This window comes from Hymenobacter setariae, assembly GCF_007713685.1.
GTDB lineage: Bacteria > Bacteroidota > Bacteroidia > Cytophagales > Hymenobacteraceae > Hymenobacter > Hymenobacter setariae.
Genome location: NZ_VMRJ01000002.1, coordinates 926,643 through 940,278, shown reverse-complemented (window position 1 = coordinate 940,278; position 13,636 = coordinate 926,643). Strand labels below are relative to the sequence as shown.

Annotated in this window: 13 protein-coding genes; 6 read left to right on the top strand and 7 right to left on the bottom strand. The window is 59.6% G+C overall.

Features of this window, described 5'->3' with window-relative positions:
• Positions 1 to 43 precede the first annotated feature (43 nt).
• Positions 44 to 1,075, top strand: coding sequence for an NADP-dependent oxidoreductase (locus tag FNT36_RS10375; RefSeq protein ID WP_144847163.1), 1,032 nt, complete (start codon positions 44 to 46; stop codon positions 1,073 to 1,075).
• 145 nt (positions 1,076 to 1,220) lie between these two features.
• On the opposite strand, the gene FNT36_RS10370 is transcribed toward FNT36_RS10375, so the two are convergent.
• The 3 genes from FNT36_RS10370 to FNT36_RS10360 form a co-directional block, all read right to left on the bottom strand.
• The gene (locus tag FNT36_RS10370; protein ID WP_144847161.1) at positions 1,221 to 1,721 is read right to left on the bottom strand and encodes an SgcJ/EcaC family oxidoreductase; all 501 of its coding nucleotides are present in this window, start codon (positions 1,719 to 1,721) and stop codon (positions 1,221 to 1,223) included.
• A 161-nt stretch (positions 1,722 to 1,882) separates the two neighbouring features.
• Positions 1,883 to 2,743 (bottom strand): AraC family transcriptional regulator, encoded by an 861-nt coding sequence (locus FNT36_RS10365; protein ID WP_144847159.1) that lies wholly within the window; start codon positions 2,741 to 2,743, stop codon positions 1,883 to 1,885.
• 254 nt (positions 2,744 to 2,997) lie between these two features.
• Positions 2,998 to 3,990: a transglutaminase-like domain-containing protein gene (locus FNT36_RS10360; RefSeq protein WP_144847157.1), complete on the bottom strand. Its 993-nt coding sequence runs from the start codon at positions 3,988 to 3,990 to the stop codon at positions 2,998 to 3,000.
• An 88-nt stretch (positions 3,991 to 4,078) separates the two neighbouring features.
• Here FNT36_RS10360 and FNT36_RS10355 point away from each other — a divergent pair, with 88 nt between their 5' ends.
• The 3 genes from FNT36_RS10355 (at position 4,079) to FNT36_RS10345 (ending at position 6,253) form a co-directional block, all read left to right on the top strand.
• A complete protein-coding gene (locus FNT36_RS10355) occupies positions 4,079 to 4,798 on the top strand; it encodes a DUF421 domain-containing protein (RefSeq protein WP_144847155.1) in 720 nt (239 codons plus the stop codon).
• Positions 4,799 to 4,886: 88 nt separating this feature from the next.
• Positions 4,887 to 5,750 carry an AraC family transcriptional regulator gene (locus FNT36_RS10350; protein ID WP_144847153.1) on the top strand — a complete coding sequence of 288 codons (864 nt, stop codon included), beginning with the start codon at positions 4,887 to 4,889 and terminating at the stop codon, positions 5,748 to 5,750.
• Between the two features lie 104 nt (positions 5,751 to 5,854).
• Positions 5,855 to 6,253: a DUF983 domain-containing protein gene (locus FNT36_RS10345; protein WP_144847151.1), complete on the top strand. Its 399-nt coding sequence runs from the start codon at positions 5,855 to 5,857 to the stop codon at positions 6,251 to 6,253.
• A 71-nt stretch (positions 6,254 to 6,324) separates the two neighbouring features.
• On the opposite strand, the gene FNT36_RS10340 is transcribed toward FNT36_RS10345, so the two are convergent.
• Positions 6,325 to 7,404: an NAD(P)-dependent alcohol dehydrogenase gene (locus tag FNT36_RS10340; RefSeq protein ID WP_144847149.1), complete on the bottom strand. Its 1,080-nt coding sequence runs from the start codon at positions 7,402 to 7,404 to the stop codon at positions 6,325 to 6,327.
• Positions 7,405 to 7,601: 197 nt separating this feature from the next.
• Between FNT36_RS10340 and FNT36_RS10335 the strand changes: the two genes are divergently transcribed.
• Complete coding sequence (locus tag FNT36_RS10335) at positions 7,602 to 8,504, top strand: NAD-dependent epimerase/dehydratase family protein (protein ID WP_144847147.1); 903 nt, start codon at positions 7,602 to 7,604, stop codon at positions 8,502 to 8,504.
• A gap of 137 nt (positions 8,505 to 8,641) precedes the next feature.
• Here the strand turns inward: FNT36_RS10335 and FNT36_RS10330 are convergent, their stop codons facing one another.
• On the bottom strand, positions 8,642 to 9,148 hold the full coding sequence (locus tag FNT36_RS10330) for a hypothetical protein (RefSeq protein ID WP_144847145.1): 507 nt from the start codon (positions 9,146 to 9,148) through the stop codon (positions 8,642 to 8,644).
• A gap of 94 nt (positions 9,149 to 9,242) precedes the next feature.
• Between FNT36_RS10330 and serA the strand changes: the two genes are divergently transcribed.
• The gene (gene serA / locus FNT36_RS10325) at positions 9,243 to 11,144 is read left to right on the top strand and encodes a phosphoglycerate dehydrogenase (protein ID WP_144847143.1); all 1,902 of its coding nucleotides are present in this window, start codon (positions 9,243 to 9,245) and stop codon (positions 11,142 to 11,144) included.
• A 112-nt stretch (positions 11,145 to 11,256) separates the two neighbouring features.
• Here the strand turns inward: serA and FNT36_RS10320 are convergent, their stop codons facing one another.
• A complete protein-coding gene (locus tag FNT36_RS10320) occupies positions 11,257 to 11,649 on the bottom strand; it encodes a hypothetical protein (RefSeq protein WP_144847141.1) in 393 nt (130 codons plus the stop codon).
• Between the two features lie 173 nt (positions 11,650 to 11,822).
• Positions 11,823 to 13,613: a T9SS type A sorting domain-containing protein gene (locus FNT36_RS10315; protein WP_144847139.1), complete on the bottom strand. Its 1,791-nt coding sequence runs from the start codon at positions 13,611 to 13,613 to the stop codon at positions 11,823 to 11,825.
• Positions 13,614 to 13,636 lie beyond the last annotated feature (23 nt).

Below are 13,636 nucleotides of genomic sequence, written 5' to 3'. Positions count from 1 at the left end.
CCCTGCCTAGGGCGGCGTTTTGCATTTCTTATCCCCCTTCCTCATGTCTTATTCTAACACCCGGGTGCTGCTGGCTTCGCGCCCCGTGGGCTTGCCCAAACCCGAAAATCTAACTATTGAAACCGTCGAAATCCCGCCGCTCACTGCGGGCCAGGTGCTTGTCAAGACCAGCCTTATCTCGCTCGACCCCGCCATGCGCGGCTGGATGAACGAAGGCAAAAGCTATGCGCCGCCCATCGGCATCGGCGAGGTATTTCGGGCGCTGGCCGCGGGCCAAGTTGTGGAGTCGCAGCACCCCGCCTTTGCGGTGGGCGACTACGTGACGGGCGTGCTGGGTGCCCAGCAGTACGTGCTGCGCGAAGGTGATGCCGCCCAAGACCCAGCCAATCCCGCTTACCTGCTGAAAGTTGATACTAGCCTTGCCCCTCTCGAAACTTACCTGGCTACCCTAGGGATGCCCGGCATGACCGCTTACTTTGGCCTGCTCGATACCGGCCAGCCCCAGCCCGGCAACACGGTAGTAGTAAGCGGCGCGGCCGGCGCCGTGGGCAGCGTAGTGGGCCAGATTGCCAAGCTCAAGGGCTGCCGCGTGGTGGGCATAGCCGGCGACCAAGCCAAGGTAGAGTACTGCGTTAAGGAGCTAGGCTTCGATGCGTGTATTAATTACAAAACCGAGGACGTGGCGGCCGCCCTGCGTACTGCCTGCCCCAAGGGCATCGACGTGTACTTCGACAACGTGGGCGGCGACATTCTCGACACGGTGCTGCTACAGATTAACCTTAAGGCGCGCATCGTCATTTGCGGCGCCATCTCGCAGTACAACAACACCGCCCCCGCCAAAGGCCCGGCCAACTACATGATGCTGCTCGTGAACCGCGCCCGCATGGAGGGCATCCTGGTCGGCGACAACGCCGCTCGCTTCGGCGACGCCGCCCGCGAAATGGCCGGCTGGCTGCGCGAAGGCAAGCTCACCAGCCCCAAAGTGCAAACCGAACACGGCATCGAAAACTTCCTACCCACGCTGAATAAGCTGTTTTCGGGCGAGAACTTCGGCAAGCTCGTGCTGGCGCCCTAGGCTTGGTGGGTAATGTAATGACTACTGAAAACCGTCGCCAAACCCGTCTGTCATGCTGAGCTTGCGAAGCATCTTATTACGCCAAGTTATTTCGAACGTGAGAAGATGCTTCGCAGGCTCAGCATGACAGGTGTTTATAGACATTTCAATCCTTCCTAAGCGTGGGGTCGTTGGGCGCTTCTTTGGCATCGACCAGCGTGTTTTGAAAAGCGGCGATAAGCCAGCGTCCTTGGCGCTTGACAAGCACCGTAGTGTTGGCCGTTTGGGGGTGAGGCGGCACGCCGGGCGGCAGCGGCTTGCTGCCTTTTGTCACGACTACCACCTCGGGAGTGAGCGGCTGAAAAGCAAGCGCGGCCACGTCAAGCGGCGGAAATTTCATGTCCTTATACCGCGTGTCGAATACCGCTTGGTGGCCTTTCTGCACGGCCGGCTCGCTCTGCCATAGCATGCCCACAATGTTTATCGACGTAACCTCGGGCGTGGTGTACGTTGTCATTTCCGAGAACTTGTGGTCATTCAGGTTCTTCTGAAAGTGCTGTAGCGTGGCCACAATGGCTTCTATGTCGGCAGCGGGCAGGGCCACTTGCGCGGCCACCTGGTGGCCGGTGGCGAGCAGCGCAGCCAGGCTTAGCAGTTGTAGTTTCATACTAGAAAAGGGGGCATCAAGGTGAGTAGTTTCAGGCCGAACAGCTTTTCACTCGTACAGCCGCCTCCTGCTACCAAGTGGTTTTTGAGGACCTAGGCAGCTGAATAGGCTCGCAAAGCTCCGGCTCCCGGCCGCCCTGCAAGTAGTAAAAAAACGACATGCTACAGCCCCAGCACAGGCAGATAGTGCGCCGCCGCGCCGCCCGCCACGCGGGTGTGGGCCGTTTCGGCGGCCAGCAGTTGCGGAGGCGTCACGCCGGCAAACTCGCGAAAGTCGCGCACCAAGTGGCGGTAATCGTAGTAGCCACACCGCACGGCCACGGCCAGCCAATCGAGGCCCGGCTGCCGCTCCTTGAGCCGAAAAGCCCGGTCGAAGCGCGCGATGCGGGCAAACAACTTGGGATTCAAGCCCACGCGCTCTACAAATTTGCGCTCGAACTGGCGCGGGCTCAGGCAGGCTTCGGCGGCCAGGTGGTCGAGCGGGAACCCTAGGTGGCCGCCAGGCAGCAGCACCGCCAGCAGCCGGTCGAGGGGCTGCTCAGCTTCGGAGCGCAGACGGCGCAACATGTGCAGCAGATAGGTTTCTAGGGTGGCCAGCATGGTGGCGTAGCTAGTGGCTTCTTCGAGGCGGGCCGCTACTTCGGCCACGGCCGGGCCTAGCAGCGCCCGGCTCTCGACCGAAAAATCTAGCATTTCGCTCACCGGCACGCCCAGCAGCCGGTGCAGCCCACCGGGCCAAAATGCCGCGCCTACCACTAAGTGCTCAACGGGCAGATGCAAGTCGAGCCGCGACACCTGCGGCCCCACCAAGATGCTGCGTGGCAGGTCGATAAATCTATTTTCCTTGTGGTGGAAGGTTCGCACCCCACCCCGCGGGTAGAAATACAAGCACTGTTGCGGCGCAGGCGTCGTGGGCTTCATCGCCTGGCGGGGGTCTACGCCATCGTAGCGCACGTGCACCAGCAGGTAGTGCTGCACAAACGGGCGCAGGGCCGGAGTAGGCAAGACAATGCGAAAAGGCACGGTGCGGCTGGTTATTCAGCCGTAAGGTACTGTAGCGCGAACTTTTAATCCGCGAAGAGAAGCTATTTCGATTAAATCGAAACGTGCCAAAACCGGCTGTCATTGCGAGCGCAGCGAAGCAATCTTTCCTTTTGCGCCTATCAGCCGTTCGCTGGCGTGAAGGAAAGATTGCTTCGCTGCGCTCGCAATGACAGCCGGTTCTATTTTCTTTTAACCTGAATGGCTGTTTGCTACTCGCGTACTGAAAGTTCGCGCTACTGAGCTACGTCCTCGAAGGTGTAGGTGCGGGCTACATTCTCCACCGGCTGGCCGTCGGCCTCGGCGTAGGGATACACGAAGTAATTGAGCGGCGGGCCGGCTTGCTTGGGCACTAGGTTTAGGTCGCGACCGCGGGTAAACTCGACGCGATTTTCGTCGTGGGCGCCGAAGAAGTACGCCCGCTTATCGGGGTTTTTGGCCGCCTCCGAGGCATCGACCGGCACCCAGCCGGTTTCCTTGGTGAAGAACTCGGCCCAGCAGTGGTAGCCTTTCACCTCGCCCTTGCCGCGGTCGGCGGGCAGCGGCAGCCCAATACTGAAGCGCGCCGGAATACCTAGGGCCCGGCAGTAGCCAATGACGATGGCGTGGAAATCGGTGCAGTTGCCGCGCCGGGCGTCGCAGGCGTAGTAGATGTCGCCGCGGCCCCAGCCCTGGCCGGTTTTGTCGTAGGTCACGGTACTCACCACGTGCTCGTAGATAGCCCGGGCCTTCGCCAGTGGCGTGGTGGCGTGGGCTTTAGCTACCACTTCCTGGGCCTGGGCCTTGATTTTGGCATCGAGCGGCACTAGCCGGTCGGGGGCCAGCCAGCGCTTGAGGTTGGGGTCGGTTGCTTCGGTTTCGGCGGGGGCGTGGTCGTCGGTGGCGCGCAGGTTGAGGTGCTCGCGGCGCGTGACGCGGGCCGTGAGCGTGACGGTGAGCGGGGCTGTGGGCACGCTGGCGGGCTTCAGATGCAGCATCTGGTTGCCGTACTGGTCGGTTTCTACCTTATAAGGTGCCCCAGCCTCAATCTTAAGGTCGCGGATATCCTGGCTCTTATCGTTGTGCGGCACGGGCATCCAAAACTCAAGTTGCTTGGTGCCAGCTGGCTGCACGGGCACCTCGGCCCGGCACGTGAGCAAGAACGTGCGGCTACGCGGCGCGACTGTAGTAGTGGCCGGCGCGGCAGCGGTGAGGAGCAGCGCGGTAGCGGCGAGCAGCGGGTATCTCATAGCGGAGGTTATCGTAAGGCAAGTTGTAAAATTACGACCTGCTGCCGAGCAGCAAATCTTATCCTACTCATCTACGCCCTTTTAGTTTATGCTGCTCGCTGCTACCCCTCTGGTGCCCTTCGATTGGCACCGCATCCTCTGGACGCCCCACACGCCGCCCGCCTATCTAGGCGAAATCGTGTTTCGATGCATCGTGATGTACTTCATCATCATTGTGGCGCTGCGCGTCACGGGCCGGCGCGGGGTGCGGCAGCTCTCCATTTTTGAGATAAGCCTGGTGCTGGCCCTAGGCTCGGCAGCGGGCGATACCATGTTCTATGGCAGCACTTCGCTGCTGTATGCGGCCGTGGTATTTATAGTGGTCACGGGGCTGTACTGGTTATTTAATCTGCTTATGCGGCGCTACCCGCGCCTCAGCGATTGGCTAGAGGGCAAGCCGCTGCTGCTGGTAGAGGACGGTCGCATCAAGCTCGAAAATTTTCGCAAGCTGCGGCTTACCCAGAAGGAGCTGTTTGGTGAACTGCGGCAGCAGCAAGTAGAGCACCTAGGCCAAGTGCGCCTGGCTTACATGGAAGCGACCGGCGACCTCAGCGTCTATTTCTACCCATCGGCCGACCCGGTGCAAGCCGGCTTGCCCATTAGGCCCGAGCACTGCGAGCGCCGCCTGCGCCGCGCCGACACGGCCGGCCCCCACGCCTGCTACTGCTGTGGCCGCGTGCAGCAGCTCAAAGCCAGCACCCCTGCTACCTGCCCCGAGTGCCAGCGCGAGGAATGGGTACCCGCCAGCACCGCCGAGCGGCCCGGCTAAGTCTGCGCGCAAAACGCACGGGCACTCAACATTGGCGCGGCGCCCGCGGCTGGCTGCATCTTTGCGCCTAGGTCCTCTACTTGCACGCTTGAAAGCTCCTACCCCGCCAGTACTGGCGTTGGCCGCATTTCCGCACGTCCGCACGCCGTATTATGCCGAGCAGTTGCGAGCGCACGTCGAGCGGTTTCCGCACGTGAATGCGCCGCACGGCCACTCGTTTTACCTATTGCTGTACGTCACGCAGGGCCACGGCACGCATACCGTTGACCTCGTGACGTATGACCTCAAGCCGGGCAGCGTGTTCTTCCTGGCACCGGGGCAGGTGCACCAGTGGCACCTAGAACCCGATGCCGACGGTATCGTGGTATTTTTTGAGCCCAGCTTCTACCAGTTTCGCTACCCCGAGCGAGACTTGCTAGCACTGCCGTTTTTCGACAATGCCCACCCGCCCGCGCTTTACTTACCAGCTACTAATGAGCTAGCGCCGCTCTTCGAAAAGCTGCTGCACGAGTACCAGACCGACCACCCTAACCAGGCCGAAGTGCTGCGGGCCTACCTAGGGCTTGTTCTGGAGCTGGCCACGCGCCACTACCCCGCCACCCCCGCCGCCACCGAGGCCGGCCTGGCCCAAAGCCAGATTCGGCAGTTTGGCGCGCTGCTCAACCAGCACTATCGCACCCGACGCAGCGTGCGCGAGTATGCTGACTTATTGCACCTTACGGCCAACTACCTCAACGCGCTGTGCCGCCGCGTGCTGGGCCAAACTGCCAGCGACCTCATCCACGCCCGCGTGGTACTGGAAGCCAAGCGCCTCCTCACCCACTCAGCCCTCAGCGTAGCGCAAGTAGCCGATGAACTGGGCTTCGACGACCCCTCCTATTTCGGGCGCTACTTCCGCAAGTATGTGGGGCAAAGCCCCGAAGCCTTCCGGCAAAACGGTAATTTGTCCTAGAAGTGAGGGGTTTTAGGCTACTCCTAAGGAGAGATTGGTTCGGACCTTTGTATTGCCCATTCGGCTAGTGCCGACCTAGGCCTTACTACTTGCTTTTTATCGCCATGGCTGCCCCTGCATCTCCTACGCTTGCCCTGCTTTCGCTGCGTTGCCCCCACTGCCACGAGGGGCGCTTATTCACGCATTCGGCCTTCAACCTCGCCCACTTCACCGACATGCCCGAGCGCTGTGAGGTGTGCGCCGTACCCCTCGAGCCCGAGCCTGGCTTCTACTGGGGCGCCATGTTTATCAGCTACGGCTTCAACGTGGCCACGGTGCTCACCATAGGCGCGCTACTCTACTTCGTGGGCGGCGACCCCGACGTGTGGGTCTACGTGCTCACGGTGGCTGGCGCGGCACTGGCGCTGGCCCCGGCCGCGCTACGCTACTCGCGGGCGCTCATGCTGTACTGGTTTGGCGGCGCAAGGTATCGCTTTAATCCCAGACGCTTAGCTCGCGCTTAGACTTAGGTACTACTACATTAAAAAAGGCCGACGCTATTCACAGCGTCGGCCTTTTCTGTAAGGTGGTCAGTTTATTCTGCGTTCTTCAGCGTAGCCATGTCGATGACGTAGCGGAAGCGCACGTCACGGTCCATCATCTTGTCGTAGGCCTCGTTGATGTCCTGCATGTTAATCACCTGCACCTCGGGCGCAATGTTGTGCTCGGCGCAGAAATCGAGCACTTCCTGCGTTTCGGCAATGCTGCCGATGATGGAGCCCGAAATGGAGCGGCGGTGCATGGCCACTTCCATGTTGTTGACGGGTAGCTTGTACGGCCCTAGCAGGCCCACCGTGGTAAGCACGCCGTTGCGCTTGGCCAGCTTCACATAGGTGTTGATGTCGAACGCATCGGGGATGGTGATGAGGATGAAGTCGTACTGCGACTCATGGGCTTCCATAGCCTTCGAGTCGCTCGAAATCAGCACCTCGTGCGCGCCCAGCTGCTCGGCTGCCTCGCGCTTTTTCTCGTCTTGCGTAATGGCCGTGACCGTGGCACCCAGCGCCCGCGCCAACTGCACCGCCATGTGCCCTAGGCCACCGATGCCCACCACGCCCACGCTGCTGCCGGGGCCTACGTTCCAGTGCTTGAGGGGCGAGTAGGTGGTAACGCCAGCACACAAGATGGGCGCCGCAGCCTCAATATTCAGCGTCTCCGGGATGCGGAGCACGAAGGATTCCTTCACCACGATGTCGGTAGAGTAGCCGCCGAAGGTGTTGAACTCCTTGTTTTGGGGCTTCATGTAGCCATTATAGGTGGCCGTCCAGCTCACGGGGCCTTCGCAGTAGTTTTCCTCGCCGTGCGTGCAGGGCTCGCAGCTACCGCACGAGTCTATCATGCAGCCCACGCCCACTAGGTCGCCTACCTGAAACTTGGTGACGGCGCTGCCCGCTTCCTTCACCCGGCCGATAATTTCGTGGCCCGGCACGCAAGGATAAATCGTGTTGTGCCAGTCGTTTTTGACTTGGTGCAGGTCAGAGTGGCACACACCGCTGAACAAAATCTCGATGTGCACCTCGTCGGATTTGGGGGCGTAGCGCTCCACTTCCATTTCCTTCAGGCCGCTGAAGATGGAGTTGGCAGCGCCGTAAGCTTTCACTTTGTAAGCGTCCATGTAGGGGGTTGGTTTTAGAGAGAAAAACGGGAGAGTGATAGTTCTTCTTAAACGTCCGCTAGCAGAGCGGGTTGGACCACCTAGGGTATAAAATTCGGCCCTAGGTACTCCTACGCACAGTAGCTAGCGGGCTTTTCCCGTATGCGCTGGAAGCTGGCTGTGGCCGGCCTTTCCACTACCTGATTATCCCTGTTTTTATGAGCAATCAACCACAAGCCCCGCGCCGCCGCGTGGCCGTAACCGGTGGCACCGGCAAGCTGGGCAAAGTCTGCGTGCAAGACCTGCAAGCCCACGGCTACGACGTATTCGTTATCGACACTGTGGCGCCCGCCAAGGGTATTCCGCACATCATCGCCGACCTCTCCGACTTTGGCCAGACGCTCGACGCGCTGTCGTCGGTGAGTTTTGACATTCACGCCGGTGTGGGCAATAATGCCTTCGACGCCGTCGTGCACTTAGCGGCCTTCCCCACCCCGCGCCAGTATCCCGATGCCCACTTGTTCCAGAACAACATCATGGGCACCTACAACGTGTTTGAAGCGTCGCGCCGCCTGGGCATCCGCAACGTCATTTGGGCCAGCAGCGAAACCACCCTGGGCGAGCCCTTCGAGAATGACGCGCCCTACGCCCCGGTAGACGAGGACTACCCGTTGCGCGCCAAAAGCGCCTACGCCCTGGCCAAGGTGCTGATGGAGGACATGGCCCGCCAGTTCTGCTACCAAACGCCTGACCTCAAGCTCGTCGGCCTGCGCTTCTCCAACGTGATGGAGCCGCAGGACTACGAGAAATTCGCAAGCTACCAAGCCGACCCCGACGAGCGCAAGTGGAATATGTGGGCCTACATCGACGCCCGCGACGGGTCTCAGGCCATCCGCAAAGCCATTGAGTGGCAGGCCACCGGCATGCATCCCTTCATTATCGCCAACGCCGACACGGTGATGGAAAAATCGTCAGCCGAGCTGATGAAAGAAGCTCTGCCCGGCGTGGAGGTCCGCAAAGACCTAGGCGAGCACGAAACGCTACTTTCGATAGAAAAAGCCCGCCGCGTGCTAGGCTACGAGCCCACGCACACCTGGCGCGATAAGGCGAATTGGAAGTAAGTATTGCGTGCTGCACAAACACCTAAGTTTTCTCAGCTATTTGTGCGGCTATTAGGTCAGATTTTCACTGTTTAACGCGCTTGTGTCGCCGGTCCAGCTTATTGGAAATGGCGACACAAGCGCGCTACTTTTTAGTTCTATTGCCGGCCTGAAAGAGTAACTCTTTTGCGTTCAATAAAATCCTCCTGTATTTCCTGAATTTCCAGGTTAGCATTTGCTCGACATAACGCTAGAAAATCAGTAAGCTCTTCCTCATAACTCATTAACTCATAAAGCTCAGCAATTCTCCGATAGTGCCACTCGTCATTCTCATCTAGGTAGGTCGATACTAGTGTCAGAATGGTACTTCTCGCCCGAGACTCACTTTTATAGTTGTGCAATACCTCTTGAGCTAATTCTATTCTATAGTAACTACTGCTGTCAACAGCTAGGTTTATAATAATTGGCAATAAGGGTAGTATCACTTCCACTCTTGGTCGTACTTCTAGTAAGAGCCTTAACGCCGTGTCGTTATGACTGGCATTAGCCAATCCCAAGTTTAAGTCGCTCACCATCAACATTTCGTTTTGCACGAAATCATATCTGCTGGCAAAATACTCTTCCTCCGCTTTGCAGAAGCGAAGCCAAGCGCTTGAGTAGTCCATCTATCTAAGCTAGCCTTTTCAGCGTGGGTAAAATATCTAGGTAAATAATACTAGTATACCCAGACAAGATACTAGTAGCCGCATCTTTGCGCTCATGCCTGACCCCGCTGCCCCCCTCCCCTACCTCGTTTTCGACTTCGACTCAACCTTTACACAGGTCGAAGGCCTCGATGAGCTTGCTGCTATTGCCCTCACGGGCCAGCCCGACCAAGCCACCCGCGTGGCCGCCATCAAGGCCCTCACCGACCAGGGCATGGCTGGCGAAATTGGCTTTCAGGAATCCTTGAGCAAGCGGCTGGCGCTGCTGGGGGCGCACCGGCAGCACCTAGGGCCACTGGTGCAGCAGCTGCAAGGCAAAGTGAGCGAAAGCATCCGCCGCAACGGCGACTTCTTCCGGCAGTACGCCGACCGTATTTATGTGGTGAGCAGCGGCTTTCGCGAGTTTATCGAGCCCGTGGTAGCCGAGTTTGGCATTGCGGCCGACCATGTGCTAGCCAATACCTTCACCTTCGACGAGGGCGGGGCCATTACGGGCTGCGACGCGGGCAACGTACTGAGCCGCGACGGTGGCAAGATTCAGCAGCTGAAAGACTTGCAGCTCGACGGCCCCGTGTACGTGCTCGGCGATGGCTACACCGACTACCAGATTCGGGAAGCTGGCCTGGCCAAGCGTTTTTACGCTTACACCGAAAACGTAGCCCGCCCCACCGTTATCGCCCGCGCCGATGAGGTGCTGCCGACTTTTGATGAGTTTTTGTACCAATTGAAGCTACCCATGACCCTGAGCTACCCCAAGAATCGCATCAAGGTATTGCTGCTCGAAAACCCCGATGCCCGCGCCGCCGAGCTCTTCCGCCAGGAAGGCTACCAGGTGGAGCTGGTGCCCGGCGCCCTCGATGAAGAAGAACTCATTGCCCGCATTGAGGGCGTGAGCATCCTCGGCATCCGCTCTAAAACCAACGTGACCGAGCGCGTGCTGGCTGCTGCCAACCGCCTCATTGCCATCGGCGCGTTTTGCATCGGCACCAACCAGATAGACCTGCCCGCCGCCATGCGCAAGGGTGTGGCCGTGTTCAACGCCCCGTTTTCGAACACCCGCTCGGTGGTTGAGCTGACCTTGGCCGAACTCATTGTGCTGGCCCGCCGCATTCCCGAAAAGAACCCCAAGATGCACCTAGGCGAGTGGGACAAATCGGCCAAAGGTGCGTTTGAGGTGCGCGGCAAAACGCTCGGCATCATTGGCTATGGCAACATCGGGGCACAGCTCTCGGTGGTAGCTGAGGCGCTAGGCCTCAAGGTACTGTACTACGACGTGGCCGAAAAGCTGCAGCTCGGCAATGCCACCAAAGTAAACACGCTCGAAGAACTGTTGCCCCAGGCCGACATCGTGACGCTGCACATCGACGGCCGCCCCGAAAACAAGAATTTCTTCGGCGCTAAGCATTTTGCCCTCATGAAGCCCGGCGCGCTGTTCATCAACAACGCCCGCGGCCACGTGGTAGACGTGCCCGCGCTGGCCGAAGTGCTCCACAATGGCCACCTAGGGGGCGCCGCCATCGACGTATTTCCCTACGAGCCCAAAACCAACCAGGAGGTGTTTGAAAGTGAGCTGCGCGGCCTGCCCAACGTGCTGCTGACGCCACACATTGGCGGCAGCACGGCCGAGGCGCAGCGCAACATTGCCGAGTTTGTGCCCGAGCGCATCATGCAGTACATCAACACCGGCAACACCCAGCAGAGCGTCAACTTCCCCAACATTCTGCTGCCGTCGCAGCAGGCGCACCGCCTCATCCACATTCACGCCAACGTGCCCGGCGTGCTGGCCAAAATCAACAATGTGCTGGCCGCGCACCACGTTAACATCCTAGGTCAGTACCTGAAAACCAACGAGCTGGTGGGCTACGTGATTACGGATATCGACAAGGCCTACGACCAAGACGTGATTCAGGCCCTGCGCGAAGTCGAGCACACCATCAAGTTCCGGGTGCTATACTAGCGAGCAGTAGCTTGGGCTTTGTAGTCCGAGCGCGAGCGCAGCAAGCAGTTACGAAAGGATACCCCTAACGTGAACTGCGCGCTACGCTCGCGCTCGGACTTCTAGTTTTAAGCTATTCTTCTTCTTTAGCAACTGCTGGTTCTTCAGCAGCTTGTGGTTGCTGGCTGGCTAGCAGCTCTGGGGGCAGGGCCAATACGGACGGAAGCGGTATTTGCCATACCTCAGCCGCTGGGATGTTCGCCTTCATTTCGTTCTGCAGTTCACCCAGTAGCTGCAAAGCGTCTCCGGCCGCGCAGTTGTGCTTTTGCATGATGTGGCCAGTAGCGAGGCTTACCCACTGGTCGATGCTCTGCTGCACCAGCAGCAACATCGTATCGGGCGCCTCGCGCAGCTCCGGCTGCTGCCCAATAAGCGCGTTCTCCTCCAGGTGCAGCCGAATGATATTCAGGCACAAGGAAAAAATAGTTTTATCGCGGCGCAGTTGGCGCAGGCGGGGAGCAGCCATAGAAACGTGGGTAGGACAGATAGGAAAGGCCGTAAAGGTAGAACGGGCGCGGGTGGCAGCATAGTTTTTCTACCGCCAGGCACCTTACAAAAAGAGGCTGACCCGCTAGGTAGCAGGTCAGCCTCTTTTTGTGTGAAAGAAGAAGTTGAGTTGGCTTGCTAAGTTTGGTGTGATTAGTTGCGCACTACGCGCTGGGTATTGGCACCAGTGGCCGTGGCTACGCGCAGCAGGTACACGCCGGGGGCCAGCGTGGGTAGCTCGGCCAGGGCCTGCGGGGCAGTGCCTAGCTGCATGGTGTGGGTGTACACGGGGCGGCCATCGGCAGTGAGCAGGGCCACGGTAGCAGCCTGGTTTTCAGCGCCGGGCAGGGCCACGCTTAGCTCGCTGGTGAAGACGGTGGGGTAAGCTACAAGCTTGGCAGCAGCAGGGGCAGTGAGGCGGGCGGCAAGTGTCACTACGGGCGAGTAAGAACTGGTGCCGTCTAGGTCTACCTGGCGCAGGCGGTAATAGCTGGTAGCGGTAGCAGCGTCGTCGATAAACTGGTAGCTGTGGGATGCCATGCTAGTACCCGCGGCAGCCAGCTGGCCAATTTTCACAAACGCTTGCCCATCGGCCGAGCGCTCGACCTCGAAGTGGGCGCTATTTGTTTCCGAAGCCGTGGCCCAGCGCAGTACGTTGCCGGCGCTGCCAGCTTGGCCAGTAAATGCGGTGAGCACGACAGGTAGCGGGCTAGGGTTGGTGAGGGCACCCGGGGCTAGCGTGGGCTGGGTGGCCGACGCCGCCTGCTCAAAGCGATAGATAGTGCCATTAGCATTGCCTACAAAGAGGTCGAGCAGGCCATTGCCATCGATATCGGTGATGGAAGGAGCCGCGTAGGTACCCACGCTGATGGTCGAGCCATTGCTCTTCAAAAAGTCTAGTTTCTTGAAGACGGCCGAGTTGGCTGCCGTTTGAGTATAGAGAATGATGTTGCCGGCCCGGTTGCCTAGCAGCATGTCGAGGTAACCGTCGCCGTCGTAGTCGGTCAGCAGGGGCTTGTCTACGTCGCCAGCATCGATAATGGCGCCTAGGTTATCGCGCATCTGGCCTAGGGCGGTGAAGGTGGCCGCGTTAGCAGCGGTTTGTTCGTAGCGGCGCAGCGTGCCGTCGTTGCTGCCTACCAGCACGTCGAGCAGGCCGTTGTTGTCAAGGTCGGCCACCGTGGGGCGGGGGTACGAGCCGCCGTTGGGCGCACCCGAAGTAGCCGTACCAAAGGGGTTGGTAAACAGGTTACTGCGGGTGAAGGTCTGAGCGCCGGCGGCCGTTTGCTCGTAGCGCAGCACGTTGCCGGTTTCTTCGCCTACCAGCAGCTCCAGCAGGCCATCGCTATCGAGGTCAGCCACGGTAGGCTTTGCAAAATTGCCTACGTCGAGGGTAGAGCCATCAGCGTTTTTGAGCAGGGTGCCCGCGCCAAACGCAGTGGAGTTAGCGGCCGTCTGCTCATACACCATAATGGTACCGTCGCCCTGGCCCTGAATAAGCTCTATGCGGCCATCGCTGTCGAGGTCGCCCATGGTAGGCGTCGAGTAGTTGCCAGTAGCTGACGCACCCGTGACACTGGTCGAGGACTGGCCGTAGCTCACTGACGACGACTTGCGGGTAATGCCGAGCTTGTTGGCGGAAAGAACTGTGCCGGCGTTGGTCGTGACGCGGATGCGCCCGGTAGCCGCGGCCACTGGCACAATGACCTGCATCGTAACCCCTAGTGGCGTGCCCGTTACCTTCATAGGCTGGCCGTTAATCATTGCCGACTTAATGTTGGCCAACCCCGTGCCTGTGATAGTAACCGTAGCACCAGCCGCGGCTTGGGCAGGCGAGAAGCCCGTAATGGTTTGGGCCGAGGCAGCTATCGGTAGCAGACCTAGGCTAGCTAGGGCAAGGCGGCGGAACGTGGGCAACAGAACAGCAGTAGGCAGGCGGAACATAAGTAAGCGGAAGGAAAGCGTAA